This window comes from Shimia marina, from assembly GCF_001458175.1.
GTDB classification, from domain to species: Bacteria; Pseudomonadota; Alphaproteobacteria; order Rhodobacterales; family Rhodobacteraceae; genus Shimia; species Shimia marina.
This window is the reverse complement of record NZ_CYPW01000006.1, coordinates 573,784-600,239: the sequence shown is the minus strand read 5'-3', so window position 1 is coordinate 600,239 and position 26,456 is coordinate 573,784. Positions and strand designations below refer to the sequence as shown.

At 54.7% G+C, this 26,456-nt stretch carries 15 protein-coding genes; 1 reads left to right on the top strand and 14 read right to left on the bottom strand.

All coding sequences use genetic code 11. From position 1 onward, the window contains the following. Positions 1 to 12: 12 nt before the first annotated feature. The 13 genes from SHM7688_RS04705 to SHM7688_RS04645 form a co-directional block, all read right to left on the bottom strand. Positions 13 to 2,448: a 6-hydroxymethylpterin diphosphokinase MptE-like protein gene (locus SHM7688_RS04705; protein ID WP_058238815.1), complete on the bottom strand. Its 2,436-nt coding sequence runs from the start codon at positions 2,446 to 2,448 to the stop codon at positions 13 to 15. A 36-nt stretch (positions 2,449 to 2,484) separates the two neighbouring features. Beyond that, a complete protein-coding gene (locus tag SHM7688_RS04700) occupies positions 2,485 to 3,411 on the bottom strand; it encodes a phosphoglycerate dehydrogenase (RefSeq protein WP_058238814.1) in 927 nt (308 codons plus the stop codon). Next, positions 3,408 to 4,076 (bottom strand): acylneuraminate cytidylyltransferase family protein, encoded by a 669-nt coding sequence (locus SHM7688_RS04695; RefSeq protein WP_058238813.1) that lies wholly within the window; start codon positions 4,074 to 4,076, stop codon positions 3,408 to 3,410. Before SHM7688_RS04695 ends, SHM7688_RS04700 begins: the two co-directional genes overlap by 4 nt. Then, positions 4,051 to 5,010, bottom strand: coding sequence for a glycosyltransferase family 2 protein (locus SHM7688_RS04690; RefSeq protein ID WP_058238812.1), 960 nt, complete (start codon positions 5,008 to 5,010; stop codon positions 4,051 to 4,053). Before SHM7688_RS04690 ends, SHM7688_RS04695 begins: the two co-directional genes overlap by 26 nt. Before the next feature lie 312 nt (positions 5,011 to 5,322). After that, positions 5,323 to 7,497: a sulfotransferase gene (locus tag SHM7688_RS04685; RefSeq protein WP_058238811.1), complete on the bottom strand. Its 2,175-nt coding sequence runs from the start codon at positions 7,495 to 7,497 to the stop codon at positions 5,323 to 5,325. After that, entirely contained in the window at positions 7,497 to 9,851 is a 2,355-nt protein-coding gene (locus tag SHM7688_RS04680; protein ID WP_058238810.1) for a coiled-coil domain-containing protein, read from the bottom strand. The genes SHM7688_RS04685 and SHM7688_RS04680 overlap by 1 nt, the downstream gene beginning before the upstream one ends. A 52-nt stretch (positions 9,852 to 9,903) precedes the next feature. After that, positions 9,904 to 11,064 (bottom strand): hypothetical protein, encoded by a 1,161-nt coding sequence (locus SHM7688_RS04675; RefSeq protein WP_058238809.1) that lies wholly within the window; start codon positions 11,062 to 11,064, stop codon positions 9,904 to 9,906. Then, positions 11,064 to 11,876, bottom strand: coding sequence for an O-fucosyltransferase family protein (locus SHM7688_RS04670; RefSeq protein WP_144432485.1), 813 nt, complete (start codon positions 11,874 to 11,876; stop codon positions 11,064 to 11,066). Before SHM7688_RS04670 ends, SHM7688_RS04675 begins: the two co-directional genes overlap by 1 nt. A gap of 155 nt (positions 11,877 to 12,031) precedes the next feature. Continuing rightward, positions 12,032 to 14,023 carry a coiled-coil domain-containing protein gene (locus tag SHM7688_RS04665; protein ID WP_144432484.1) on the bottom strand — a complete coding sequence of 664 codons (1,992 nt, stop codon included), beginning with the start codon at positions 14,021 to 14,023 and terminating at the stop codon, positions 12,032 to 12,034. Between the two features lie 127 nt (positions 14,024 to 14,150). Next, a complete protein-coding gene (locus SHM7688_RS04660; protein WP_058238806.1) occupies positions 14,151 to 14,729 on the bottom strand; it encodes a hypothetical protein in 579 nt (192 codons plus the stop codon). Positions 14,730 to 15,043: 314 nt separating this feature from the next. Beyond that, positions 15,044 to 16,360 (bottom strand): UDP-glucose dehydrogenase family protein, encoded by a 1,317-nt coding sequence (locus SHM7688_RS04655; protein ID WP_058238805.1) that lies wholly within the window; start codon positions 16,358 to 16,360, stop codon positions 15,044 to 15,046. Positions 16,361 to 16,504: 144 nt separating this feature from the next. Next, on the bottom strand, positions 16,505 to 17,629 hold the full coding sequence (gene glf / locus SHM7688_RS04650; protein WP_058239013.1) for a UDP-galactopyranose mutase: 1,125 nt from the start codon (positions 17,627 to 17,629) through the stop codon (positions 16,505 to 16,507). 234 nt (positions 17,630 to 17,863) lie between these two features. Further along, on the bottom strand, positions 17,864 to 18,634 hold the full coding sequence (locus SHM7688_RS04645) for a hypothetical protein (RefSeq protein WP_058238804.1): 771 nt from the start codon (positions 18,632 to 18,634) through the stop codon (positions 17,864 to 17,866). Positions 18,635 to 18,909: 275 nt separating this feature from the next. Between SHM7688_RS04645 and SHM7688_RS04640 the strand changes: the two genes are divergently transcribed. Further along, the gene (locus tag SHM7688_RS04640) at positions 18,910 to 24,921 is read left to right on the top strand and encodes a glycosyltransferase (protein WP_058238803.1); all 6,012 of its coding nucleotides are present in this window, start codon (positions 18,910 to 18,912) and stop codon (positions 24,919 to 24,921) included. 14 nt (positions 24,922 to 24,935) lie between these two features. Here the strand turns inward: SHM7688_RS04640 and SHM7688_RS04635 are convergent, their stop codons facing one another. Then, positions 24,936 to 26,408, bottom strand: a complete 1,473-nt coding sequence (locus SHM7688_RS04635; RefSeq protein ID WP_144432483.1) for a glycosyltransferase family 4 protein — start codon at positions 26,406 to 26,408, stop codon at positions 24,936 to 24,938. Positions 26,409 to 26,456 lie beyond the last annotated feature (48 nt).

Genomic DNA, 26,456 nt, shown 5'->3' with positions numbered 1-26,456 from the left:
ATTTTGAAATTCTCATTCAGCCGCATGTTTGCCAGTTTTGCTGGCCCCCAAACGCGCAGCCACAAAACTCTCAACGCGGAGGAAATGGGTTTTGTCTGGGTTGCTGGCCGGCAGGCCTGACAGGACTTTATCCACTGCGGCGCGCACCTGCGAAGAGCCGAGCACGGACAAGGTGTCTTTCGGTGCCAACAAGAGGTTCGCTGCTGCAATTTTCAAAAGCAAAGGATCCGATTTGGCGCCTGCCTTCTTGGCCAGCAACTGCATGAACTCGAGAGAGTCAGGCGTATGCAGTGGCGCGTCGAACAGATCTTGGTCGATACCAGAAATGGGTGCGGCCACTGGTTTTTTGATAAATTCGGATACTTGCGGCACACCGGCCACCGCTTGGGCAATACTGGCGCGCAGCGCATCGCGCAGTTTCACAACATTGCGATCACGGAAAGCAATTTGACGCGCTTTTTCTGCAAGCTGATTGCGCTTCCCAGGGTTGTCCAGCAAGCTCACCAACTCCGCCTCCAGAGCAGAAACTTCGGGCTTCGTCACAACAGCAGCGGCATCGGTCGATCCAAGATAGGCAATGGTCGCGAAATCCGCAGGGCCATGTGCAAAAACGACAGCACCAGAAGCCAGACATTCAGGCGTCTTATTGGCCATGCTGTACTGCACGTAGCGGCGGGTCTCTTCGTTGAAGTTATAAGCGATGACCACCGCATCCGCCTCACGCAACCATTCGCGATACTCCTCGGTGGGGCGATTGGTCGTTTCGATACGCGTGAATTTGAACTTGTCAAACTTATCACCGTGATCGCGGTGCCACCATTTCTGCGTGTTGATCTCAAAGGAAACCGGTTTGCCTTTTTTTGCAAGGTTTTCCACGGCTTCGGCCACACGCAACACGCTGTCCAGCGTCATGTTGGGCGCCAGACCACCGGCATAGCGCACACGCAGCTGTTTGCCTTCCTGATGGCGCAGCTCAGCCCAGTCCACAGGGTTGACGCCGTTGGCGTAGGCTTTGAACGGGTGGCCATAACGCTCTTCAAAGGCTTTAGACATCGCATCGCAGATCGAGAGGCGCACGGCGGATTGCTCCAGAAGCTTGATCAGGTCAGGCCCATGCACAGCCCATTGCTCTGGGTCGTTGCGCTCCATCTCTGCAGGCCAGTCATCCATAAGCCAGGTCACAAGCGGCACATTCAGGCGCTCGATGGTCTGCATGGCGAAGGCGTGCAGCTCTGACGTATTAGGCACCTGACGGTACATGATGACCTCAGGATCGAAGGCATCAATCGCAGCGGTCACTTCTTCTGCGGTGGAGACCTTTGCCGGATAGGTATCATCCTCTCCCATGGTCACCAGAGCCATCTGATCTTTGCCATGTTTGGCAACTTGCAGGATCTGTTCGCTTGGCCAGCCCGCAAACAGGGTGGATTTGATTTCACCGGTTGCAGTGCCATTGCCCATGGCGGTCATATCAATCACCAGCATGCGCGGCGTTTTGGCCAGCTGCTTGGCTTCATTTTCTGCTGCCACAACCTCAGGAGACTTGGCCTCTGGGAAAATCGAGTGGAAGCTGCGGCGCTCAAACACCTCCAGCATGCCCCCGACGGTGGCGTTATAGATCGTCTGGCCGGTGCCTTCCAAGGTACGACGGGCCTCAGAGTACGCTTCAACCATTTTCTCCACTTGCGGATCGTGCCAGCGGAAGCCCTTGCCGAAATAATCCGGGTCAAAATGGTTGGTGTCATCGGACTTCATATCCAGAACACCCACGGCGTAGTCCTGACCTTCCTGTGCGTCAGCGGGAATGTCATAGCTGGCATCCACGCCGATCAGGTAAATCTCTTCAAAACCCAGATAGGCCGCGATCTGCATCATGGAGAAGGTCACGGTACAACCGGTGTAGGTGATCTTGTCCGCTTCCATTGAGAAGTCATAGCCGTCAGGATAGCTTTTGCGCGGGCGGTGATTGTAGAAAATCGTGTCTTCCGCCGCAGGGAAAGCGTAACCCAAATAGGCTGGGAACAATTTGGTCGAGCCTTTGAATTCATTGATCCAAGGCGCGCGATCCTCTGCCACCAGATGGTCTTCCACCAGATAGAAGGTCGGCTTCCAGTCGAGATCCTTTGCCTTCAGGAAGAAGCCATTCACGGCAAAGGTGACTTCGTCCTTAAGCATGCTGAGATCGGTTTCATTCAGGCTGGGCCCGTTGCCGATCAGGAAGCAACGTTTGTGATCTTTGTACTTTTCTTTCAGCTCACGCAGCTTGGGGCGATAGATCGCATCCAAGTCTTTTTTGTAAATCTGATCCACGTGCTCCGCACCGCGGATACGATCAATCATCGGCACCCGCTCGGTCGCGGTGTAAATCGGAGCACGAGACGGCAGCTTGGACAGCCGGTCGTCATAGATCTCTTCGAGTTCTTTCGTGGTTGCTTCGTACAAATTCATGGGAACCTCTGGAGGAAAAGGCGGAATGGAGACAGATCAATAGAATCCGGCGAGCCGGTCGATAGCAGTGTGCGTGGCGCGGATCACCGCATCCACGGTGTTGGAGCCATTGTGCGTGCCCAGAATGCAGCGTTCCATGCCACGGATCGGGCTGTCCATCGGCAGGGGTTCAACTTCAAAAACATCCAAGGCTGCGGAATGCACATGGCCAGATTGCAACGCTGACACCAGCGCCGCTTCGTCAATCAAAGGCCCACGCGCCACATTGACCACACGTACCCCTGCTTTGCATTTGGACAGAACATCAGCGTCCAGCATGTGGAAATTGTGTTTGTTCAGGGCACAGGTGAAGACCAGAAAGTCCAGATCCTCAACCGCTTCCGGCCACGCCGCGCGCTCAAGCCCGGGAATGCCAGCATCCCCTTCGACACCAGGGTCATAGGCCACAACAGTCATGCCGAGGGCCTGCAGACGGGTGGCAACATTGCGCCCAATATCACCCAGACCAATCACGCCAACACGACGGTTGATCAAGCTGATCCCAGCAGGTTTGGGCCAGTTGCCCGCGCGCACGCCCCGGTCAATCAGGAAAAGTTCCCGCGCCAGACCGATCACAAAGCCAACCGCCACATCCGCAACTTCGGAACCAAACATCATCGGCGTGTTGATGATCGGAATACCCAGATCCTTACAAGCCTCAAAATCAACATTGTCCACGCCAATGCCCCATTTCACAGCCGCGCTCAGACGGCCTTTTTGGGCTGTTTCAAACACGCGGCGGGTCGCCGGATCATCGCCGATGATCCAGCCATCATAATTCGGCAACTGTTCGCAGAGCTCGTCTTCGCTCAAGATCTGTGTGACCTGCGCCGGGTGCAGCTTCAGCCCACGCTCGGCGGCATAGTCGTAAAACAGATCAATCTGACCCAGCATTGGAGGGCAGGTTACGAGGACGTCTTTCATTCGGCGGCAACTTTCTCAGTCATGCGGATGCGAGCACAGGCTTCGGCCAGCAACCAGTCTTCGGGGGTATCAATATCAACGGCTTCCATTTTGCCCATTTCAAAGAGGATCGGCTTTTTGCCGATGCGAGCATCGGTTGCGGCAAAGCTCTCAGCGGAGAAGATGAACAGGTTGGAATTCTCCTCAAACCAAGGTTCCAGATCCTGCGTCTGGATCAGGTTGTCGGGATCGTGGTTCACCGGCGTGCCATCTGCACGGTAAAAACGGGTTTGAATTTTGTTCACTGTGAACAAGGAATCTGCAGTGCCAGCGGCGAGACCTTTGTCATATGCCGTGATCGCCCCCCGGATGGTTTCTGGCGTCAGCATCGGATTGGTCGTGTGAGTCATCAGGTAGGTGGCTGCCGGCTCGGCCGCGATATCATCGGCCAGAATACGGTTCATAGACACGGTATCCCCGCACAGCTCTGGCTTGCGGTCGCGGATCTTCACACGATCACTTTCCACCAAGCCGTTCTCCGCCAGGATCTCACGTGCATCGGTATTGATGACCACCTGGTCAATCTCATCCAAGGCCAGCAGACTGTCCAATACCCAGCGAAACAGCGGTTTGTCATGCAGAACGCGGAAGTTCTTGCCCTTAACCCTCTGGCTGTTTGCTTTCATGGGGAGGAGTGCGATACAACGGTTGGAGCCACTCATCTTTATCTGCCTTTTCAATAACCTGAGGGTAAAAATATTGCTGTTTCAAATCTTGGGACAGGAGCCTGTGCTCGTGGTTGCCCTTGTAGGAACCGACATATTGGTTCCAACGATACCGCAGCATATCTATCCGAGATGTCGATGTAATTCCGTTTCGGGCGGCAGAACGCCAATCTCCGAAAGTGCTTGAGACCACACAGCGCAGCACGTCCAGACGGGACAGGTGCACTTCTGGCATGATGTCCCGCAGCGCGATGGCTTCGCGCTCAAAACGACGTCGGACAGATTGCCAGGTTTCGCTATGATGGTGGAAAACAGGGGCCTCAGCGACATAGCCCACCTTGTGACCATCCGCTGTCATGCGCTTGGCCAGTTCCATGTCTTCGAGGCCGGTCAGCTCTTCGTCAAAACGGTAGTTTTCCCATGCGCTCCGCAAAACCGCAGAGTTGGCGTTGTTACAGAAAAACCCCTCCTGCGGCACCTGAGAGGTGTCCGGGAAGTATTTTGCGAAGATCCTACGCTCTGAATAGTAGCTGTCGTCATCGCCAATTTGACGCCCGTATGTATAGGACACCGTACCGTCGATCAGAGGTTGACACAGGTTCTGAAGCCAATGCTCATCCGTTGGAACGCAATGACCCGAAATCAGGATCAGCATGTCGCCGGTGGCATGATCACAGCCCCAGTTGAGCGAGCGCCCAAAGGAGAACTCTGCCTTTGTGATGTGCGTGATGCGGCATCCATGATTTTCGGCGATCTTAAGCGTACCGTCCGTCGACCCGGAGTCGATCAGAACAGTTTCCACATCAAAGTCGGTTTTCTGACGCGCAATCATCACCAGAAGATCATCCAGATGACGGGCTTCGTTCAGCGTCCTAATGACAATGCTTGCAATCATATCAAGCCTCTTCGGTATCAAAACATCACATTCGAAATAAATATTCGCCCAAAGAAATAAGGCGACGACCGAAGTGAAGTCGAGAATTTTGTGAATTTTGTTTTAATCTGGTTAACGGATTCGTGCGGACTTTAGTACCGTTCGTTTGGTGCTGTCTACCCGAGCGCGACCCCCTGCCAAAAAAATACTCTGCTTGACAAAAAAAATCGCCATTTCTTCATGAAAATGGTTAAGCGAATGAGGAGGTGTGCGCCCAAAAAACAAGGCAAGCAGCACAGGCGCCCTAGGAAAATGCTGCGCTTGCGAAGGAGCCTAGGGCGTGTAGCCGAATCTTCTGCACAAATCGTGGTAGACTTGGCTGTTCTCACGTTGGCTTGCCACCTGCTTGGATATTTTGCGACGCGCGCGCGTGCTGATGTCTTTGGTGTGTCGACCGCTGTCGCCGCTCAGGTGAACCTGTTCCCGCCCTTCAATTGCATCAGGAGCAAAGGGCAAATTCAGAACATCGCAGATCTTGCGCAAAGCTGTCTGTGGCTGGCTTACAAAATCTTCGTAAAGCACCACCGGCACATCTTTGTAGCGCTCCAGAAATGTCACATAGCGGCGCGCATATTCTTCGAGCGTGAAAGGCTCGAGGAACTTTGCCCCCCATCCAGCCGCTTCCAACGAGAGAAAGGAATCAAGCGGGTGGCGCACCGTGACCACGGAAAGAACCGGCAGCTCTTCTGCAACCATTTCCCGCAGTGTTGGCCGCGCATTTGGATCCTGCTGTGTGCAGAAGCAGGAATGCGCATGATCGCGCAGAACGAGATTCTGACCGTTGTTAAAAAGCTCATTGCGGATGGTCCGCAACGTGCGCTGGAAGCTCTTGACCACCACCTCATCCGCCACAGGCAGCGGCGACTGACGCAAGGGCCGCAAGAGATCCGTGGGGGTAAAGCGGGTTGAAGGCATCAAGATATCGCTAAGCGGGTCAATTTCACTGAACACCACCGTATCTGGCAAACCGGCAATGCATTTGGAAATCAAAGTGCCGCCGGTGCAGGCGAAATGATGGATCGTTCGCACCGGTTCAAGCGATTGCGCCACGGATGTTCCGCTGGAAAGATCACACAGAATGGCAGAGAGGCCCTCGTTGTGCGCTGCGGGCAAAACATCAGAGTGGACACCATCGTCAATCAGCATGCGCATGGCAGCCCCCAATGACCCCAGATCAGACAGAAGAGACGCCGCCAAAACGCGCAACCACCGGGCGTGGGCCGGGAGCAGGGCCTGTGCCTTGGCAATATGCTTTAAGCTGGTCTCTTTGTGTCCGGGAAGCCGCTGAAAATGTGCTGCCGCCAGCAGATGGCTAAGGGCAGCATGCTCTGGTGACAAAGCATGAACCATGGCGTCAAACGCAGCAGGAAATCCCTCCTCACCGGCCTGCAGACACCGATCAAGGCCCGCCACCAACGACGAAAACTCAGGCGCGTTGCTTTGTGCCCCGAGCGTAGCGTAGATGCCCTGCGCCCGTTCAACAAATCCAGAGACCAGAGCCTGAGGCAGGCCTTCGGACCGCGTGGGGAGAGACATAGCAAACGATGCAGGTCGGGGCGCAAGGGCCAGCGGTGCCGCGGCGGCTTTGCTGAGCTGCGCGGCTTCGCTCCACTCCACATCATAATTGAGCTCCTTGCACAGCAAGGCATAGGCACCCTCTTTGCGATCTGCATCCGTCACGCAAGCCAGCGCGCGCCGTGCCTCTTCTGCCGTCAGATATTTGGGCGTAGCCGCGCTGCTGGATCTGGGTGGCAATCTCGGCGCCTTCAGATCCAATGCTTTACACAGGCTCTGTACCCCCAGAAAATCCCGCACGGACGAAGCGTCCCCCTGTCCTGAGAGGTCAAAGAGCTCTTCGGCCTTCAAGATCGTGACAGAGGATGATGCAACAGCTTCGAAAAGGCTCTGGCAGAACCGATCCAATGCCAACGGCATGTTTGGCGTCGTGCCCAAATGATGCGCATAAGCCCGCAACGGATGGCAGACCAGAGCGGCCCCTCCCAGAGTTGGGGCAACATCGCCCCCCTCGGCCAAGACGACAAGCGGGCGGCCTTCGCGCTGGAGGGCCTTGGCCAGACTGCCAGCCGCCGCACTCAACACCTGCTTCTGGAGCGCGGGTGACACCACATCAATGTCTCCGCCAAGCTGGCTCGTCTTCACGGGCAAGACGGAAGGCAACTGGGTTTGCCACCATGCTGGGCGGGCCTGATCCAATCCGGGAAAGACCCGAAGGAGGCGTGGCACATAAGAGGCTTTCTGTGCCTGAAGGGCTTTCACCTGTGCTTCACAACGGCTGAGCAGGCTGGGCAAGGAGGCTTTTTGGGCGGCATCCGCCACAGGCAGACCTGATCGTTCAACCAGCGCCACTGCACTATCAAGGCTGCTCAAAGCGCGGGCTTCGTGCGCCTCATGATCACGAGTCTCTTTCTTCTTGGACTTGCGCGGCATCAGGATGCTCCATGGGCAAGATCGTCGGCATCTGCGGACACGCGGGGGTCCTCTCCGTCAGAGGAGATGACACGGTCGCGCAGATGTGCGGCGGCTTCCTGAAGCTGAGGCGTGAGCTGTTCCAGCAGATCTTGTAGCGCAGATTTTTCGTCATAGAGCGCGCCAAAGCGGGCCCGCATGTCCTCCAGCTCATCCTGTAGCCGCCCCTGGTTTTCCAGAACAAGCGTGAGGTCTCGACGCGCGAGCTGATAGTCGGCGTTCAACCGAGTGTAACGCTCTTGGTCTTGCGCCTGTGTCACCTGCATTGCCTCGATTTCGCGGGCTTTTTCAAGCGTGGCCTGCTGGGCCTGACGCACGTCCAAAAGATGCTCTTCGATCTTTTCCTTCAATTCCGGGATCTCCTTCAGATCCTCGAGCTTCTTGGTTGCGGCCGCAGTCTCAGTTTTAGATTCGTTCCACTGCGACTTCAGGAAGGCACAGCGCTTCTCAAGCGCCTCCTGTGCGTCTTTGGCTTGTTTTCTCAGTTCCGCGATCTGTTGAGCAGCCTCGGCCTGTGCTTGTTCAGCAGAGCTGCGCTGCGCCTCAAGCTTCGCGTTCAACGTGTCGACTTCTTTGAGACCTTCAAGCTTCTTGCGCTGTGCCAATAAGGCGGCTTCTGCAACTGCCAGTTTTTTCTGCAGCTTATCACCGGAATCACGCAGCTCATCCCGCGCGCGTTTCAGGGCGCTCTGCTGGTTCAGTGCCTCGGTATTAGCGGCCTTCTGATCCGTATTGGCTTGCTTCAGTGTGTCGATCTCTGCCCGCAGCTTCTGCTGCTGTTCCGTCAGCAGATCACATTCCTGCTGTACGCTGTCCCGCGCTGCTTTCAGACGTTTCTCGGTTGTCTGAAGCCGCTCCTGCGCCGCCTGACGTACGCGGTTCATGGTTTTTTTCTGTTTTTCGATTTCAGACCGCAGTGCATCAAGTTCATCCAGCGCCTTGAGCTCTTTCTCAGTTGCTGCGAGTTTAGACTTTTCTGCCACCAGACGGCTGGCAAGATCTTTCTGCTTGGCCTGCATCTGAGTCTGCGTTGCTGCATGTTTTTCTTTCTCTTCCGTAAGAAGCTTTTGCGCCGCTGCGACCGACTGATCAGCCTTCGTCTTTTGCTCTTTCAGCGTTCTTTGAAGATCGTTTATGGCCTTGTCCGATGTTACCTGTGCCGCCTCAGCGGTTTTCTTCAACTCTGCAAGCGCTTTGTCTGCGCTGTCGGCCCTGCTCTCTGTTTCATGCAGTTTCGCCTCTTGAGCCACCAGCTTTGCTTTGTGGTCATCTACACGCTTTTGCAGAGCGGCCTGCTTCACGTTGAACCGCGCTGCAAGTTCCTGTGGCAGGATCGAAACCTTATTTTTCAATGTGTCGACACTGATCTCAAGATCTTTGTTGGCGCTTTTCAGTTCGGCAATTTCCGCGTGCTGCTGCTTGCCCAGCGCCTGTTGCTCGTCCAGTTGGACGGACACCTCTTTGAGCGTTGCCGCCGTGGTTTTCGTGCGGGTTTTATGCTCGTCAATCTTCACGTTCAGACGTTGCACAGTTTTTTCCGTCGAGGTGATCTTGCGTTGACGCTCCGTGGCCAATTTGCTCTTCGCCTTCAGATCGCCTTCAAGCTTCTTGCTCTGCTTACGCAACACTGCGTTTTCTTTGAGGGTTTCGGCTTGCTTTGACGTCAAAGCAGAGAGTTCTGATCGCACCTCGGCCAATGTCGCCGCCAAAACATTGGGGCGCAGCCAGAGCACAGGCCAATCCGGATCTTCCGCATCGGTTTCCATGAGCTGAAAAAAGGCATCTTCCAGATATTTCTGAATGTGCGGCGCCGGATCCGCATTTTCAAAAAAGGCTTCGCCGCCTGCACAAATTGAGATTTGTTCAAGATCAGACAATAGTCCGGCGGCGTGCAAACCTTGCAGCACCGCGATTTCATCACCGGGCAAGTGCATCCACAGACGCAATGGCCCCATGAGTTTACCAAATCTGGAAACCAGCTTTTGGGCTGCGGTGGCCGAGATTTGGGTGGTTTCCCGCACGGACAGGCCAGGCAGCAAAGCTTTGAGCGTCTCTTTGGGCCGCGCGGTGCCAAACAACCCCGGCCAAGTGTACTCTGTGAGGGTCACATCACCGCTTTCAGCGGCCGGAAGGGCCTCAATCAAGGTGGTCCATTCCGGAAGGCCCGCCTGTTCCACCACGGTTTTGGCTTGCGGAGAGACCACTATGATCTGCTCCGGCCAGCCATTCATATGTGCCTGAAAGTTCGTGGCCGCACTATCGGAAATCTGGCCGAGAACAATAAGAGCGCCAGGGATTTTTGTCTGTTCTGTCATAGTGCTTTTTCTCAAAATCTTTGGGTAACAATAAACGGTGGCACCCGTTGGTCTAGTGCCCTTGCAATTCTTGCTTCAAATCCGCGCGACGAAAGACTTCCAACGCGCCACCAACGGTACAGTTTACAATCTCACGTCCGTCTTTTTCATAGATCTGTTTGGCCAATTCGAAAGAGGCCTGCATGTGATCCGTATCCGCAGCCTGCCATATCTTGCCTTGAAAATACGTAGGGTCAAAATGGTTCAGATCAGGCGTTGTTTGTTGCACAAGGTCGCCTTCCTTCAGTGTCTTGTCCTGACGATAGCTGTTGTCGACTCCAATGAGGATAATTTTGCGATATCCCGCGCAATAAAGGATCTGTAGCCAAAAAAATGAGACGGTTGCGTGCCATGCAACCTTCTTTGCAAGATCCTCAGAAAAGAACATCGGGCCGCCCAGCGCGTTCAACCAGATGGTTTTGTCATTGTCACCCAGAAGATGGCCAAGCCAGACAGGAAAGAACCGCCAATGCGCGCCGAGTTGAAACACATGTGGGGCCTGTTCTGCGACCAGAATATTGCTCACCGCCGCGCCGCGGGCGGCCTCAAACAAAGCTTGATGGCGCGTTGCATAGTTGGAAATGAACACGTCCTGCCCCTGCAGTGCATCCAGGTCGGTTACATTGAGAGATGGTCCATTGCCCACCAGAATGGCGGTGTCAGAGCGACGTTGCTTGGCAAACTGTTCAAACCGGGTCTGAGATTTGGTCAGACGGTCCAGAACCCACGACGTGTCAAAGCCAAGGTGTTGCTGTGCTGCATTGAGAGGATACAGCCCGTTTGTCTGTGTCAGAAAAGCAGCGCTGTCGTGCAGCAGGTCAGCCTCAAGCGCAAGGCCGCGGCTGGGAGGCAAGGTGGTCGGACAGGGCAAGGCCAGATCATGATGGGCCATCCAAGCAAGGACATTGGCAGCCTGTTTGCTTTGTGCGTGCCATGTCTGGCGTGCAAGCCGTCTCATCTCATGTTGCGCGGGGGCACTGCTGTTGAAGATACAACACAGCTGTTTGGCGATGGCCGTGATGTCACCCGCCTCATCGGGCCGCGCCTCAAAGACTCTTTGAGCGGCCGAAAACAGATCCTGCAAAGGCACAAACCCATGCAAATCGCGGGTGGGTTCACATAGGTGAAACAGCTGCTGTATCTCTTGGAAGCTCTGCGGTGCGAAGGCTGACATCAGAAATCCACGCCGCTTTGTTCAAACTGACATCCCCGCGGTGCAAGACGGCGTGCCACATCGGAGAATGAACTGCCGCTGCTGGCAAGGAAACGCTTGGACCGCGCCAGAAGCATCATGTCAGCCAGAGCGTACTGTGCCTGCGCGCAGGAGCGATCATAGAGATCTCTGGGGAGGTTCCGCAGACGGTCTCCATAACGCTCCTGAAGGGTCACGTAAGTTTCCGGAAGATCACAGGCCACAAACAAGCTGTCACACGCGCCCTCCGCCACAAGAGCATCCAACCGTGTAATGAATGCGGATACATGGCTTTGCGCCCGCCAGAGCTTCAGTTCCTCATGGCGGATCGCCGGCCAGTTTTCGGGAGCTTCCCAACTGAGGTGATCAAACCCATCGCCTGTTGCCATACGGATATGGGCCGAGACATCGGAGGGAAAGGGCACTTGGTTCAGAAGGTCCAGAACCGGTTGTGAAGGACGCAACCCGTGTAAAAAGCGGTCTTCATGCTCCCAAGAATAGTAGGGGCTGTTCAACGTATAGGCGGATCTGATGTAGATATGTTGCGATGCAAACCGCTGCGAATCGGGCAGGACCGGCTCCTGAAACTGCGCGCCGGGCTCAATCTCCATGTAATTGTACACTTTGGCTGCGCTGTCGCGCATCACATCATCGCTGTCATCGGCAACAACGGGACCAGCATAGTCAAATACATCGACCATATCAGCCTGACAATGATGATCCCGGCGCCAGATCACAACCAACTGCCGCTCTGTCGCATCTGCAATACAGGCCGCAGAGGCAAGCGCACGCATGCGGTTTCCCAGACCATGCTGGGCATCAATAAACAGATAGGGCCTGCGAACGATGGACGCAGGTGCAGGTATCCTAGAGTTTTTGGCCAAAGACGCGCTCACTTTCGCCCTTTCATTGATACCGCCCGCGGGGTTGACCAGCCAATGGCTGCCCCTCAAGTAGCGCCTTTCATGAACTTGGAACGCACAGCGCGGATTGGGCTGGTGATGCGCCAAGAGTTTGACCCATAGACACGATCCAACTCCTGCGCGAGCGCTTCGAGTTCTTTGGTCTGACGGTTGAAGCTCTCCTGAAGCTGCAGCATCGCTTGCCCCAAGGCGGCATCGCGCGCCTCTCCGGTTTGTTTGGCATCCTCCGCCCGTCGAGAAAGCTCTCTGGCAGACCATTTTTTGTGGCCTTCCAGTTCCTCATGCAGGGCGTCAATCTCTTTGTACTGCTGCTTAGTGCGTGATTGCAGATCAACCACCTGCGCCAAGGCGGCGTCACGCGCCTCTCCGGTTTCTCTGACATCCTTCGCCCGTCGAGCAATCTCTTCTTCAGACCATGTTTTATGGCCTTCCAACTCCTCTTGAAGAGCATCTATTTGTTTATACTGCTGCACGATGCGCGATTGCAGATCCAGCATATGCTGACCAAGGACTTCTTCGCGCGCTTTGCGTTGTTCTTCGGCCTGAATAAGGCGACGATCTTGTGCTTCGTTTTCCGCTCTCAGAACATGCATTTCCATCAGTTTGACACGCGCTTCCGCCAATCGCGTTTCCTTGTCCGTGACGCTTTCAGTAAGCGCACGAATGTCCACCATCAGCGTTTGAACAGTCTTTTGTAGCAATCCACGCTCCTTGCGCAGACCTTCGATTTTTTGGGTGTTTTTCTCTGTGATTTGAAGTTGATCGGCCAGACTGCTGCGCAGGAGTTGCTGTTCCTGCAACACCACGTTCAGTTCACCATGCGCTTGTGCCACCAGTGTCACCTGAGCGGCAAGGCTTTCGCGCAACAACGCAATCTCTTCGGACAAAACGTCAACAGCCTGTTTGCGCGCGGAAAGCTGCTCCAGCTGCCCCGCGAGATTTTCACGCAAAAGCGCGCGTTCCTGCTTGATCTCATTCAAGGATACACTGAGTTTGGCGACCTCTTCGCTTTGAGACGCGAGGCTTTCGCGCAGCAATGACCGTTCCGCATCAAGATTGCTTATTGAGGCCGTCAGCTTTGCAACCTCTGCCGATTGCGCAGAAAGGCTTTCGCGCAAAAGCGCGCGCTCCGCTTTCAACGCCTGTGACTCCGTGGTGATTTTGGCCACTTCTTTGGATTGCGCTGAGAGGCTCTCCCGCAGGAGATCACGCTCCCCTTTGAAGCCCTCCGCCCTGGAGGTGGTCTCCGCAAGTTGGCTCAGATGGCTGTCCAGGCTCTCCCGCAGAAGTTTCTTTTCGTTGGACACAGCCTCAAGCGTGGCGCTGTGCTGTGACGTTTGCGCCACTTGCTTTGCGAGGTTGTCTTTGAGCAGGGCACGCTCTTGTTGTGCGGACTTTGCGGTTTCATCCAGCTGTGCGACACGAGATTGCAAATCTGAAACCGCCGTGCGCCAGTTCGACACCTGCTGCCACATTGCATGCGTCTGGCTGGCCTGAGTCTGCTCCGGCGCCCCAATTAGTAAGGCAAGCAGACTGTCAGCAAGCGCTTGCAGATCTTTGTCCTGAGAAATTGCGATAGAAGCAAACCAAAGATCGCTGTCTTGCATAGGCGCGATTTTGGCGGGCTTTAGCGCAATATCAAAGCGCGATTGAAGATTGTCCGCGACGGCTGGATCTGCCGCCAGCATTGCTTCCAGCGACACCAGAGAAACATCGCGCCGCCGCGTTCTCAAGCTTTTGAGGATTTCAGATCCTTGATCGTACCACTGACCAAGCGCCTCAGGCAAAGAAACACCTTGCGAGAGCAAAGCGGCAACCGCAGCGCTCGGTGTGCGCAACGGCACCAAAACAGCGCCTTTGGGCAACGATTTCAGCCCAGCGCCCAGAGTGTCAAATCGCTGTTGTTCAGAAACGGTGGCCTTGCCATCAAAGCAGGCATTCACAACCTCTAGGGCATCCGCTTCTGTCTTCAGGATGACGATGGGCAATGTGTCGTGTGAGACTGAATTTGCAGACATTTTGTAGTCCATAATTGGGCTGTCCGGAGAATTGAGTGACATTAAATTCCTACGATTCTACATCTTTACTAAAAACAATGCCCAGAAGGGCGCACATCAACTCAAACGGGACGTATAAAACTTGTCGCTACACAGACTTTGATAGCCGGATTGGCGCACTGCGTAAACCGCGGGCTCTTGGAGAGACGAAGAACTGTAAATCAAACATCTCTAGGGTGAAATCCTCTGTCGGGAGAGGTATGATAATGGTGTGATACTTATCGTGCCCTGTCAGGCCGTCGGCATCTTCCACAGTATGCATCAGCGTGACGACACGCCTTTTGGCGTCCCAAGGCAAGGCTTCCTGCCATTTGGTGTCGTCAAACTGACCTTGGCGCGCGGAGCTTCTGACAAGCATTTGCGGCTGCCCCGTTTGAGAACACTTCCAATCAAGTGTCAGCCCCAGAACATCGCCAGGGAGAAATTGTCCTAGCCTCAGTATCAAGCAGAGGTTGAACCAATCTGGCGTTCCCGTGACTTTCGCCGTCGTTTTGAATAGAGTGTCATCGTCTCGGCTTGTGGACATATCGACGGAACCGCCAATACTATCCCACGTAAAATAGATGCCATCTCCAAGTTTTTGGCCATTCTCCAAACGCCTGGGCAAGTCAGCAGATCTGACCTGAATCAGTGTGTTGAGCAGAGATTGCGCACAAAGATGGGACATGGACACTTCTCAAATAGACATGCCTTGCATGTCGATCTCCCGACAACAACAAGGCAAAAGCCACCCTGACTGCCAAGACTCGTAAAATTCAATACCCGCGATATACCGCGAAAAAGGATGAACAAATTCGGCAGCAAACTAGCTTGAGACCTACTACAAAAGCAATAACCAGACCGCGCATTTTTTTATTCAGTGACACCTGACGCCCAACAGTAGGGCAGACAGAGGCGCATCTTGGAACAACAGCATCCTCTTGTGGCACAGGCGGCGTAACTTCCGCCTGTGGTATAGTGATTCTGCCTATGCCTTTAAGTTCAGGAAAACCCTTTGCGCCCAATACTGTCATAGGCTTCAAAGCCTGCGCGCTTGGCGTCACGTACAGAATAGATGTTGCGCAGATCGGCAAGGCGCGGAGTCTGCATCTTGCGTGCAAGTTTTTTGAGGTCCAGCGCGCGGAACTCGTTCCATTCGGTCAGGATGACCAGGAGGTCGGCATTCTGTGCGGCTTTATACGCATCCTCGACCCATTGCACCCCGGGCAGCAAAGCTTCACCTTCATGGCGCCCCTGAGGATCTGTCACACGCACCTTGGCCCCACCACCCACAAGCGCTGGCACAAGGGTCAGAGAGGGCGCATCCCGCATGTCATCGGTGTTGGGTTTGAAAGTCACCCCCAAAACTCCGATGGTTTTGCCATTGAAAGATCCGCCACAAAGATCCTGCAACTTATCAATCATGCGCCGTTTCATTTCTTCGTTCACAGAGATCACGGTTTCCGTGATCTGCATGGGGGTGGCGTGCTCCTGACCGATCCGGGCAAGTGCCTTGGTGTCTTTCGGGAAACAGGATCCCCCATATCCGGGGCCGGCATGCAGGAATTTATTCCCGATGCGCCCATCCATGCCCATGCCTTTGGAAACCTGTTTCACATCCGCACCGACTTTTTCACATAGCGCGGCAATCTCGTTGATAAAGGTGATTTTTGTCGCCAAAAACGCGTTGGCGGCATATTTGATCATCTCCGCGCTTTCGAGATCCGTGGTCACCACAGGAAACTCGCGCAGATAAAGCGGCCGATAGATTTCATTCATGACTTCGGCTGCGCGGTCGTTTTGAACCCCAACCACAACGCGATCAGGCTTCATAAAGTCGTCAATCGCCGCGCCTTCACGCAGAAATTCCGGGTTGGACGCCACATCAAACTCTAGGGACGGATTGGCCTTATATACCACCTGCTTCACCTGACGATTGGTGCCCACAGGAACCGTGGATTTGGTGACGATCACAACATAGTCTTTCGCCGCTCTGGCAATTTCCTCGGCGGCGGCCATTACATAGGTGAGATCGGCATGACCATCACCGCGCCGCGTCGGGGTTCCAACGGCAATGAACACGGCCTGCGCACCATCGATGGCGGTCGCGAGATCCTGTGTGAAACTCAAACGACCCGCCGCAACATTTTTGGCCATCAGGACATCCAGGCCGGGTTCGTAAATCGGCACCTCCCCCTGCTCCAGCATGGCAATTTTGGCAGGATCCTTGTCCACACAGACAACATCATGTCCGAAGTCAGACAGGCACACACCGGAAACCAATCCGACATAGCCCGTGCCAATCATTGCAATTTTCATGAGAGACGCCTTTGTGTCTTACGCTTTTCTTCCACGCTGTAATGCGCGCTTGCGTCAAAGCTGTCAACGCGGGCAACACCTGACTGATAAGCCATTAATGTTTCGCTCCAGTGCGGAACGCTCAATGGGTCCTGAGCCTGTGTGTCAGCCTGACCGGCGGGTCGCGCCTTCTGTTAGGAATACATTGGCATGTGACATGGCCTCAGCAATGGTCACGTCCATATCCAAATACCGATAGGTGCCCAGGCGCCCCACAAATGTGACGCCTTCCTCAGCTTGTGCAAGCGCTTCATACTCCAATAATAACGCCTTTTCCTGCACCAATCGGATCGGGTAATAGGGTATATCGCCCGGTGCGCAGGCACGCGAAAATTCTCTGTAGCACACTGTTTTCTCGTGGGTTTCCCAAGGCGCAAAATGTTTGTGTTCCGTGATGCGGGTGAAGGATACGGAAGGATCACCGTAGTTCATCACCGCACAGCCCTGCCAATCCCCATCGGCATCAAACCGCTCAAAATCCAATGTGCGATATCCCAAACGGCCCAGTTTCTCATCGAAATATCCATCTAGAGGCCCCGACCAAAACATGTGATCCACGCGGCTCGCCTGCTCTTTGGAAAACGGCGTGTTCAAATGCACATCGATATTGGGGTGATCCAGGATCGCGCGCACCATCGCCGTGTAGCCGGCCTCTGGAATACCCTGAAAGCGGTGGGCAAAATAATTATCGTCATAATTGAAACGCAGCGGCAGACGCTTGAGAATTGCAGCAGGCAATTGCGTTGGCGCGCAGCCCCATTGCTTCTCCGTGTACCCCTTAAAAAACGCCTCATAGAGCTTAGGCCCCACAAAGCGCAGCGCCTGTTCTTCAAAACTCTGGGGATCTGTAATTGTGAGATCTGCCTGCGTGTTTTCAATGAAGTGGCGCGCTTCATCTGGACGGAAGGTCCGGCCAAAAAACTGGTTGATGGTGTGCAGATTGATGGGCAGGGAATAAACCGCCTCTCCCACTGTCGTTTTAACCTGATTGCGGAATGGCCGGAACACCGCGAAACTGTTGACGTAATCCCAGACCCGCTGATTGTCGGTGTGAAAGATGTGAGGCCCATATTTGTGCAGCATCACACCGGTCTGCTGACACCTTTCCGTGTGGCAGTTTCCGGCAATGTGGGAGCGGCTTTCGACAATGGTGATCTTATGCCCCGCAGTCGCCAAAATACGACCGATCACTGCCCCGGAGAGCCCAGCGCCCACCAACAAAATATTCATCAATTCTACTTTCGCGTCATAAATGCTAATTTTGTAGAAGCTTGTCAGCCTCGAAACAAGCATCGCAGCAGGCGCGCTGTGCATCCATGAGAGAAAGTCGGTGCAAAGCCAGTTGTTTTGTCGTTTTGCGTACCTCCCACCACACCTTCAACAAATTTAGAAGACACGCGTCACAGAACGCAATACACGTTCCGTGACCAAACTTTGGAGATCCTCATGGAGCTTCGCGTCGTATCAACGCGTGGAAAACTCAAACTGTTTTTCTTGAAGGGACGCGATCAGTTTGGCGCGCACATCTTCGATATTGGGCACCAAATCCATCACTCGCGCTGAATTCTGACCCTTCTTAAGCAAGGCTTCATCCACCTGAGCAGCGTAGTTCGGATGTTCCGATGGAACAATTCCCAAGAACGCGATCAAATCTCCAACCCGTTTGCGACCCGCATCAGGATCGCTGTAGACATCTTCAAAATAGACAACAAACGGGCTCTGGCCGCCTTTGGCAAACTGTGTTGCCAGAAACTGGCGACGCTTCTGACAATAGCCCATATGTCCAAGGGCCGCTTTCGTATCGATGTCGTGCAGCTTCACGTCACCAGCTTCCACGCGGTCATAGGTGCCACGTACCCCTTTGCCGCCCCAGGCTCCGGTCTGTTTCGCCAACTCAAGCGACAAGATGCGATCCTGCTCTGCGCGGCGATCGAGGATCACATGCTTATAGCCCAGCTCCGTCGCGCAAACCATCAGAGCACTGTTCAGCTCTTCGGGCACGAGCTCATAGCAGTGTTTGATCACCGGACGCTCTTCCAAAGCTCTGCGCAAGTCTGCCTGAAGCAAGTCTGCATCCTGCTTTTCGCGCCAGTTTCGGGTCACCCAACCCAGCGCTCTCTCAACGTTGAAAGGTTCATGCTCAATTTTCGGATGCTCGGTCAGCTCACTGAGCAGGGCAGCCAAAGTTGTGCCACCGGTGCGCTGCATGGTCCAAATAATGTAGGGGGCGCTCACAAAATTTATCCTTGAAGTAATACTCTAGAGAGTGAGGTAACATCGGCCTAATGCGCAAGCAAGCTTTCGACGTGCTTCATGGCTTTCGAAAAGAACAACTTCCCCCAATTGTGCGGCGCAATGCCATTTGTTGCAGCTTTGAGTGGCAAACCGTCCAATCGATCTCTTAAAAAAAATGGATCTTGGTGCCAAAATCATGGACTGCCCCTTTACGTGGCGGCTGATGTGAGAAACAACTCTGACCAACCCACATTGCAATTTTTTCACTTATTGAAATGACTGAAACAACTGAACGCCTCCCGACAGTATCCATCATTGTGCCCGTTTATAATGTAAGTGCCCATGTCCTCTCCTGTTTGGAGAGCCTGCAAGCGCAGACTTGGACAGACATCGAAGTGCTCGTGATTGACGATGGCTCAACAGATGAAAGCGGCGATATTGCTGCAAAGTTTTGCCAGAGTGACGCGCGCTTTCATTTCTTTCGCCAAGCCAATCTGGGGCTTTCTGGCGCCAGAAACGCCGGTCTGGATCATGCAAAAGGCGAATACATTGGGTTCGTTGACAGTGATGACCGTGTGGCGCCAGACTTTCTGGAGGTGATGCTGGGTGCTTTGCAGGAGAGCAAAAGTGATTGGGTCGCCTGTGCGATACAGTCCTGTCATCCGGATGGTTTGGGGGAGCTGCATTCGGCCATCCATGGTGCCAAGGTACCGGATAGTGCAGCCGGCGCCCGGCGGTATCCTTTGGATAGCTGGACCGACGTCATCCGGCATTTCCCCTCGGCTTGGAACAAAATCTACCGCAAGACGCTGATTGACGGGCTGCGGTTCGTTGAAGGCACCTGGTTTGAAGATCACCAATTTTTCCAGCAGGTGGCGGCGCGCACAGATCATCTGCTACATGTGCCAGAGCCGTTGTATTTGCAAACGCGGGGACGTGATGGTCAGATCACCACAACCGACAGCGAACGCGTTTTTGAACAGTTTGATGTGCTAAGAGGCCTGCGCGATGTCATGCGCGCAACGGCACGGCCTGACGCAGACACAGCCTTTGCGCGCCTCACAACCCGCCTGACATTTGAACGCAGCCTTGCCATTCGTGATCCGGAACGACGGAGCCGTTTCGCACAGGCCTCTGCGGAGTTCATGCAGGAACAGGGCATCACCTTCTCTGCGCATTGGGACCCGGAGATCTGGCGCAGTTGGGCGCTTGAGATCGCAGGCGACACCCCTCTCAGCGTCTGTATTCCCTATCGCCGCACATTGGATGCGCAATTTCAGCAGACATTGAACTGCCTAACGGCTCAAATTGGCCCCGCGATGGAGATCGTCTTGCTCTGTGAAGGCAGATCGGACACTGCACATGCGCAAAACTATGCCCGGACTCATGCAAACCTGAGTGTTCTGCCCTCAACACTGCTGCGGCAGGGAGAACTTTGGTCGCACCTAAAAGGACACTTCGTCATTCTGATGCGCCCCGGTGTGCGTTTTGAGCGATTCATGTTGTTTCAACGGGTAGAGCACATGTTGCGTGCCAATGCAGATATGGGTGTGTCAGCCTTCAATATCTGCCCCGATGCGCCAAATGAAGCCGTTGTTTATCACAATGGCTTCAATGATATGCGCCCCTTTGCGGGTGACGTACCCCAAAGCGGCACACTAAAAATGTCTCCGCAAATTGCCCTATCCATGGCACCCGAAACCTCGGCGCGTATTTTCAGCCGCGCGCTTCTTGCAGAGCAGGGCGTTGCATTCACAAAAGGTGCCAGACCCTCCTGGGCGCTCTGCCTCAATGCAGCGCTTGCGGCGAAACATGTGATTTATAGCAGTCGCGGTGACATAGAAGTACCAGAAGTGCCGCATGATGGCGGCGCTGTGGGCCCCGGTCATGATGCGATGATCAAAGCGCTTTCCGAGAACGTGAAAGATCAGCTGCCTGAAGGATGGGAGCGCCTGCTGTATGACCGTGCCATGCGGGCTGAGCGACAGTCGCTGGCACCTCGAAACAAACTCAACAAAGCCATCGCCTTGGGGCGTGCCTCTCTCGGGGCCAGTCTCAGAGGATTGAGTGGCCCCACGCCGCAGATTGCCGGATTTGATTCCGCTTTTGGTCCGGGATCTGCGCTGTTGATGGACCCCGTTGGGCTGGCTGGGCGTGTGATGGGGCGCCCGCGCAACCGCTCTCTGGCGGAAAGGCAGGCGGAACTGGACGCCGCCGCCGGACAGCTGTCCAACATGCATGAAACGAAATCCATGCTGGTTTTCCCGCTGCAAGACGCAGCCGCGTTTCGCTACTTTGCTGACTTCCGCAATACTCCCTATGCGAACATCTCCCTCTATGCCGGGGATCGTGTTCTGATACCGTTCCACGTCTCGCTGCGATTTGAAGAACAGCTGATTGTTTGTAACGCCTTCGGCAATGACGGCTGGGGGACCGAAACCCGTGAACCTGTCACGCTTGCAAAAGAAGGGTGTTCGGTTGAAATCCTGCTGTCTGAGCGCAAAGTACGCGTGCTTTTGGATGGCGCAGAGATCTTTGCTTTCGATGTTGCGCCATCCGGAAAACCAACAGGCATCGGCGACATCACATCCATTCGCCAAGTTGATCTGCAGGGTGACATCCGTCCGGAACTGATCTTGCCACAACAGCCGCAGAAAGATCTCGCACTGGATGGCAGGCTGGTTCTGGTGGCAGGCTATGCCACCAAAGATCACAAGGTTGTCGATCTGACATCTGGAAACACATTGCCTGCAACAGAGGTACATACCGCAGACGATCATGATGCCCTGCAGGCATTGCTGCCCGGCCGTCTGTGGCGGCATGTTCCCGAAGAAGAACACGCTGCACTGTCTCTGCAAGTGCAAGATCAGAGTGGCCAAGCGCTTGGCGCAGCGCTCAATATCACGCGCGCGCAGATGGCGGCCCGTATTTCTGCGATGATGGCCCTGCATCCGAGCCACGCAGATAGCGCCGCGCTTTTCACCGCCATCGAACACGTGCGCCATGGCGATTTGTTCGCGCTGCTGTCAGGGCAAGCGCAGGAGATCTTGCAAGATCGCACCAGTTTCTACCAATTGGACGGATTCCTCGCGGATGACGCCGATGAGGACGACACGGTCACAGACACCCCGACGGATGAAACCGCCAGCGCAACCCTGCAGGCAGAAGACATCGACCCGGTTGTGCGGGAATTTGAAGCCGCTTTGGCCCTCTTCACAAAAAGCCAAGCCGCAATCCCGCCAGAAGACCCGCTCTCTGTCTATGAGCAAATGTCGCTGTCATGGGAAGCCACTCAACAGGTGACACTGGCACTTGGGGAGTTCTTTACCCGCCAAGGTCAGGATTTTCACGCCTTCCACGCCATCGCCAAGGCCAAAGGCACGGCGCCCTATGAAGGTAATGGCCATGCATGGAACGACTCGGCCATCTTGCCATTCCTGTTTGTGCAGAACGACATCGAAGCGCTTCGGAATTGTTTCTGGTCGCTGACAACACCCACAGATCAATGGATTGTCACACCTACAATTGCTTGGGTGGTGCGGCAGGCTCTGATGGCCACTTATATGGCGGAAACCGATCGTGAAAACATCCTCTATGCCTTCATGGAGTTTGTGGACAAACGCACTGCCGACTATTGGGAGCGTGCCCATTGTAAAGAGCTGACCTATTCGGCTGCACAGCTGGTTTTCAACATGGGGCTGGCACCAGACTATCTGCGACAGGACATCATCTGGTTCTGTCTGCGCAACTACGGTCTGTCTCGACAGTTTTGGGCCTACCTGCCCTCTTCTGAAATTCCGGATCTGCCAGCAGAACTTCAGGTTGCACGTGAAAAATTTGCCGATGTGGTTGCCCACCAAACTGCGCCTGAGCTGGCACATGACGCCCTACAGTTCTTTCAACAGGTTGGGTGTCGCGACGCAGTTCGCACACGGAGGGAGATCTTTGGCCCTGCGGGCATGCCGCTCTCGGAGCAGACTGCCCCCAGTCTGTCAGACTTCGTTGCCGTGCATGGAGAGGCCGCAAAAGCCGCCATTCGATATATGGCTGCGCCACAAAGCAAACCGGTCTCAAAGGCGGTCTCTGACCTCGTGGCCCACCATCTGCCCAGCCTGACAACAGATCAGATCAAAACCCCTTATCTGTGCTTGCAGCGGGATGCCGCACGCAACGCAGCCACGCTGTTGGCGGCGCCCGCAGATACCATCGATCCTGAGACCTTTCAGAACCTTATGGCGCAATGCCATCAGCTTTCTGGCGAACGCTCTGGCTTTCTTGGCTTTGCGGTATGGATCGCATTGATCACAGGCTTTGTCCCTCACCCCTTAAGGCAAAAAGAGATTGGCCAGATCCTCGAGCAGATCAAATGGCGTTTTGAGATGCTTGATTGGGATCGGCGCATGGCGCTCAAAACGGCACCAGCCGTGCAGATGGCCGTGACAACACTGGCCAAGAGCGCCGTGGATGCCAGCATTCTGGCCCCGCTGCTTGCGCTTCTGGACATGCCCAGACCGCTACAAAGTGGCACAGCCAGGACAGATTTTGCCGTCAATCCACTGTTTGACACAATTGTCACTGTGTTTTCCTGCAAACCCTATCTGGACACACGCATTCCGGCTCTGCGCGCAGGCTGGCTCAGCCTGCTTGAAGCACTGGGCGTGCCCTATGTGGTGGTGGTTGGAGATGGAGACGGATCTCAGATCGGTGACGTCGTGCATCTGGATGCACCAGATGATTACGAAGGTCTGCCACAGAAGACACTGGCCACAATTCGTTGGGTACATGACAATACCGATTTCACGCATATGCTGAAAATCGACGATGACTGCTTCATGAATGCGCCGTTGTTTTTCCACTCTCTGAGTTATCGCAAATTTGACTATTTCGGACGTCGGCTGACCCGCAGTATTGGGCAGCTGGACCGCGTTTGGCATCAGGCCAAATCCGCCTCTGCACGCGGCAAAATGGATCTGGACAAGTCCCCGGAACCTTCAAGCTATGCAGATGGCGGATCGGGCTACACCCTGAGCCGCACCGCGATGGCTGCGGCACTTGATGCGGCGGCCTCCCCAGAGGGGCAACAGTTGATTCAAGTGTCTTTCATGGAAGACAAGATGCTTGGCGATCTTCTGGCCCAGCGCGGCATTGAGGTGGTTGAAGAAGATTATGCGGTCACGGTGCGCCGTCGTACCCATAAAGATGCCATCCCTGTTGCATCGTGGCAAAATAGCTTTGATGCCAGCCTAAGCGCGCCGGTGCATTTGGTGCATATGGACACGCATCTGGGCCAGCAGGAGGCCATTGCACAGCTTAACAAGGCCACACTCACCCCCAAGAAGATCTGGCCTGCCTATCAGGAGATCCAGCTGGGCTACCAGAGCAATGCGCTTGAACTGGTTACAGACGAACAAAGACTGGAAGGGGCACGCAACGCAGAGGTGGCGCTTGTGGCCTGTATGCGCAACGAAATGTTCATGCTGCCGCAGTTTCTGGCGCATTACCGCAAACTGGGCGTGGGCGCCTTTTTGATTGCGGACAATTGCTCTGACGATGGGACGCTTGAATATCTGGCCGCACAGCCAGATGTGAGTGTGTTCTCTGTGGATACGGATTATCGGCTGTCCCGCTATGGCGTGGCTTGGCAACAAGCCATGTTGGCAGAGTTCCGCGTTGGCAAATGGTCGATTGTGGCGGATGCGGATGAGCTTCTGGTCTGGCAGAAAACGCAGACAGAAACCCTGCCTGCGCTGGTGGCGCGGCCTGAGTTCGCGGAGGCGGAAGCCGCGCGAATTTTTATGCTCGACATGTATCCCAAAGGCCCGTTGGAAGGTGCAACATTCAAAACAGACCCTTTTGAGGAAGCCGGGTATTCAGACCGCACCCCGTTTTTGACCAACATGCCAGCCTATGGCCCCTACTCGGACCGTCCGACATGGACCAGCGCCCTGCGGCACCGGCTCATTCCGGGGTCACGCCCAAATCTTTTTGTGGCGCAGAAACTGGCCTTGCTGAAATACCAGCCCTGGATGCGCCTGTCGGCCGGGCTGCACTATGTGGGGGATGCCAAATTGTCGGAACGCGAGCTGATTTTTGCGCACTTCAAATACAACGCCGATTTTCGGCGCAAGGCCAAAACCGAAGTCGCCCGGCGACAGCATTTCAACGACGCGGAAGAATACCGCAAATACCTTGCGCTGGCCTCTGAGGGACGCAGCATCATCTATGACGCTCATACCTCTGCGCATTGGACAGATATTGACTTCGTCAAAGAGCGGCTTGATCCATGAACCAAAGGGCGCGTTTATGACGCGTCCTTTTGGTAGTGCGCAAACAGTTCTTTCATATGGCTGGCCATGTCTTTGGGCGCCATGGCAGAGCGCCAATAGGCGTCCATGTCGACCCGCCCCTCCAAGAGCGCGGTCAAACGGTCCTGAAACTGCGCTTCATTTCCGGCCTCAAAGACCATGTCCGGGCAATTTGCGAGCTCTTTGGCACCACCCATATGGGAGGTCAAAAGGGGGATGTGGCGCGCGTGCATTTCAATCGCGACTTGGGGCAAATTATCGTGCCACAGCACCGGGATCACCCCCACATCCACTTTTTCCAAAAGCGTATCGAGATCATCATGATGATAGCCATCCATATGGGTGACCTCTGCGAGATGGGTTTGCAGCGCCTGTAAACGCTGCATGGTTTCCGCATCACCGCGCCGTGCCGCAACGGTCAGATGAATGCGCTGTGCCGTCTCTTTGGGCAGGTTTTCCAGCGCGGACAACAGAAAGTAAAACCCCTTGTCCCGACGCATGTAGCCAAGATACGCCAGCGTCAGCCCACCATCTGTGGCAACAGGGCCAGAGTGGGGTTTGGTACGTTGAAACTCCTGCGCTTCACGGGTGCCAATATAGTTTGTATGCACCAGGTGTGGCGCAATTCCATAGTGTTTTGCCAAATCTGACACCGCATCGGACACACAGAGCACCCTGTCACAATGTGCATTGATCAGGGCAATGAACCGAGATCGCCGCTCCACAAAGCCCTGTGCAGTTTCATGGGGGGGCTCAAGCTTAAGAGACGTCGATTTTCCCAAACCGCGCACCGTGCGCAGCACACGTACCGCGCGCCGCGCCAACCGCATGGTCCAGGTAAAACAAAACTTGAACGTCCAACTGTCAGGGTGCAGACCCGCTTTCTTGAGCCGATAAGATAACCCATTCGCAATGCGCAAATGCCTGGGATTGTGCTGCCCATGAAGACAATCTGCACACTTCATCCCTGCATTAAAGTCCTCACAGGTTTCACGCTCCTGATGCCACAGATTCACCTGTGGGCAGGCAAAGTAATAGTTGTGAAGCGATAGTATGATGCGCGTCTGAGGCCAGATTTCCTTGATCTTCAACACAGAGGCAGGGACACCCTCAAGATTGTTGAAATGGATCACATCATAAGGCCCGGTTGCATTCACAAAATCTATGAAGGCCGCCGTTGTGGCCTCGTGATCCACCTGTGCAGGGTCGCCAAAAGAATGATGGCTGGGTGCCAAAACACCGGAGTTGATCAGATCATACCGGCGCGTATCAGAAGGGCCTGTCTGCGTCGCCTCCCAGCGCGGTTTCCCTCCGAACAGATCATAAGAAATACCCGCGCTCAGAAAGACCTCATGCACCTCGCAATTCTGCTTGAGAGACGACATCAGATTAGCTTGATAGACGGTCACCCCGCCGCCGCGCTTTTCCTGATCGAGGTAATCGACCCAATTGTAATACAGAATTTTCAAATGTCGTTCCCAGTATGTCTTAAACTCAAAAAAATCGGGCTCACTGCA

What these genes read in the sequence shown, in the direction of transcription:
- SHM7688_RS04675 (WP_058238809.1), bottom strand. Translation starts at nt 11,064, where the DNA reads ATGTCAGCCTTCGCACCGCAGAGCTTCCAAGAGATACAGCAGCTGTTT.
- SHM7688_RS04640 (WP_058238803.1), top strand. Translation starts at nt 18,910, where the DNA reads ATGACTGAAACAACTGAACGCCTCCCGACAGTATCCATCATTGTGCCC.
- SHM7688_RS04700 (WP_058238814.1), bottom strand. Translation starts at nt 3,411, where the DNA reads ATGAAAGACGTCCTCGTAACCTGCCCTCCAATGCTGGGTCAGATTGAT.
- SHM7688_RS04680 (WP_058238810.1), bottom strand. Translation starts at nt 9,851, where the DNA reads ATGACAGAACAGACAAAAATCCCTGGCGCTCTTATTGTTCTCGGCCAG.
- SHM7688_RS04655 (WP_058238805.1), bottom strand. Translation starts at nt 16,360, where the DNA reads ATGAAAATTGCAATGATTGGCACGGGCTATGTCGGATTGGTTTCCGGT.
- SHM7688_RS04670 (WP_144432485.1), bottom strand. Translation starts at nt 11,876, where the DNA reads ATGCGTGCGCTTGCCTCTGCGGCCTGTATTGCAGATGCGACAGAGCGG.
- SHM7688_RS04665 (WP_144432484.1), bottom strand. Translation starts at nt 14,023, where the DNA reads ATGTCTGCAAATTCAGTCTCACACGACACATTGCCCATCGTCATCCTG.
- SHM7688_RS04660 (WP_058238806.1), bottom strand. Translation starts at nt 14,729, where the DNA reads ATGTCCCATCTTTGTGCGCAATCTCTGCTCAACACACTGATTCAGGTC.
- SHM7688_RS04690 (WP_058238812.1), bottom strand. Translation starts at nt 5,010, where the DNA reads ATGATTGCAAGCATTGTCATTAGGACGCTGAACGAAGCCCGTCATCTG.
- SHM7688_RS04695 (WP_058238813.1), bottom strand. Translation starts at nt 4,076, where the DNA reads ATGAAAGCAAACAGCCAGAGGGTTAAGGGCAAGAACTTCCGCGTTCTG.
- SHM7688_RS04685 (WP_058238811.1), bottom strand. Translation starts at nt 7,497, where the DNA reads ATGCCGCGCAAGTCCAAGAAGAAAGAGACTCGTGATCATGAGGCGCAC.
- glf (WP_058239013.1), bottom strand. Translation starts at nt 17,629, where the DNA reads ATGAATATTTTGTTGGTGGGCGCTGGGCTCTCCGGGGCAGTGATCGGT.
- SHM7688_RS04705 (WP_058238815.1), bottom strand. Translation starts at nt 2,448, where the DNA reads ATGAATTTGTACGAAGCAACCACGAAAGAACTCGAAGAGATCTATGAC.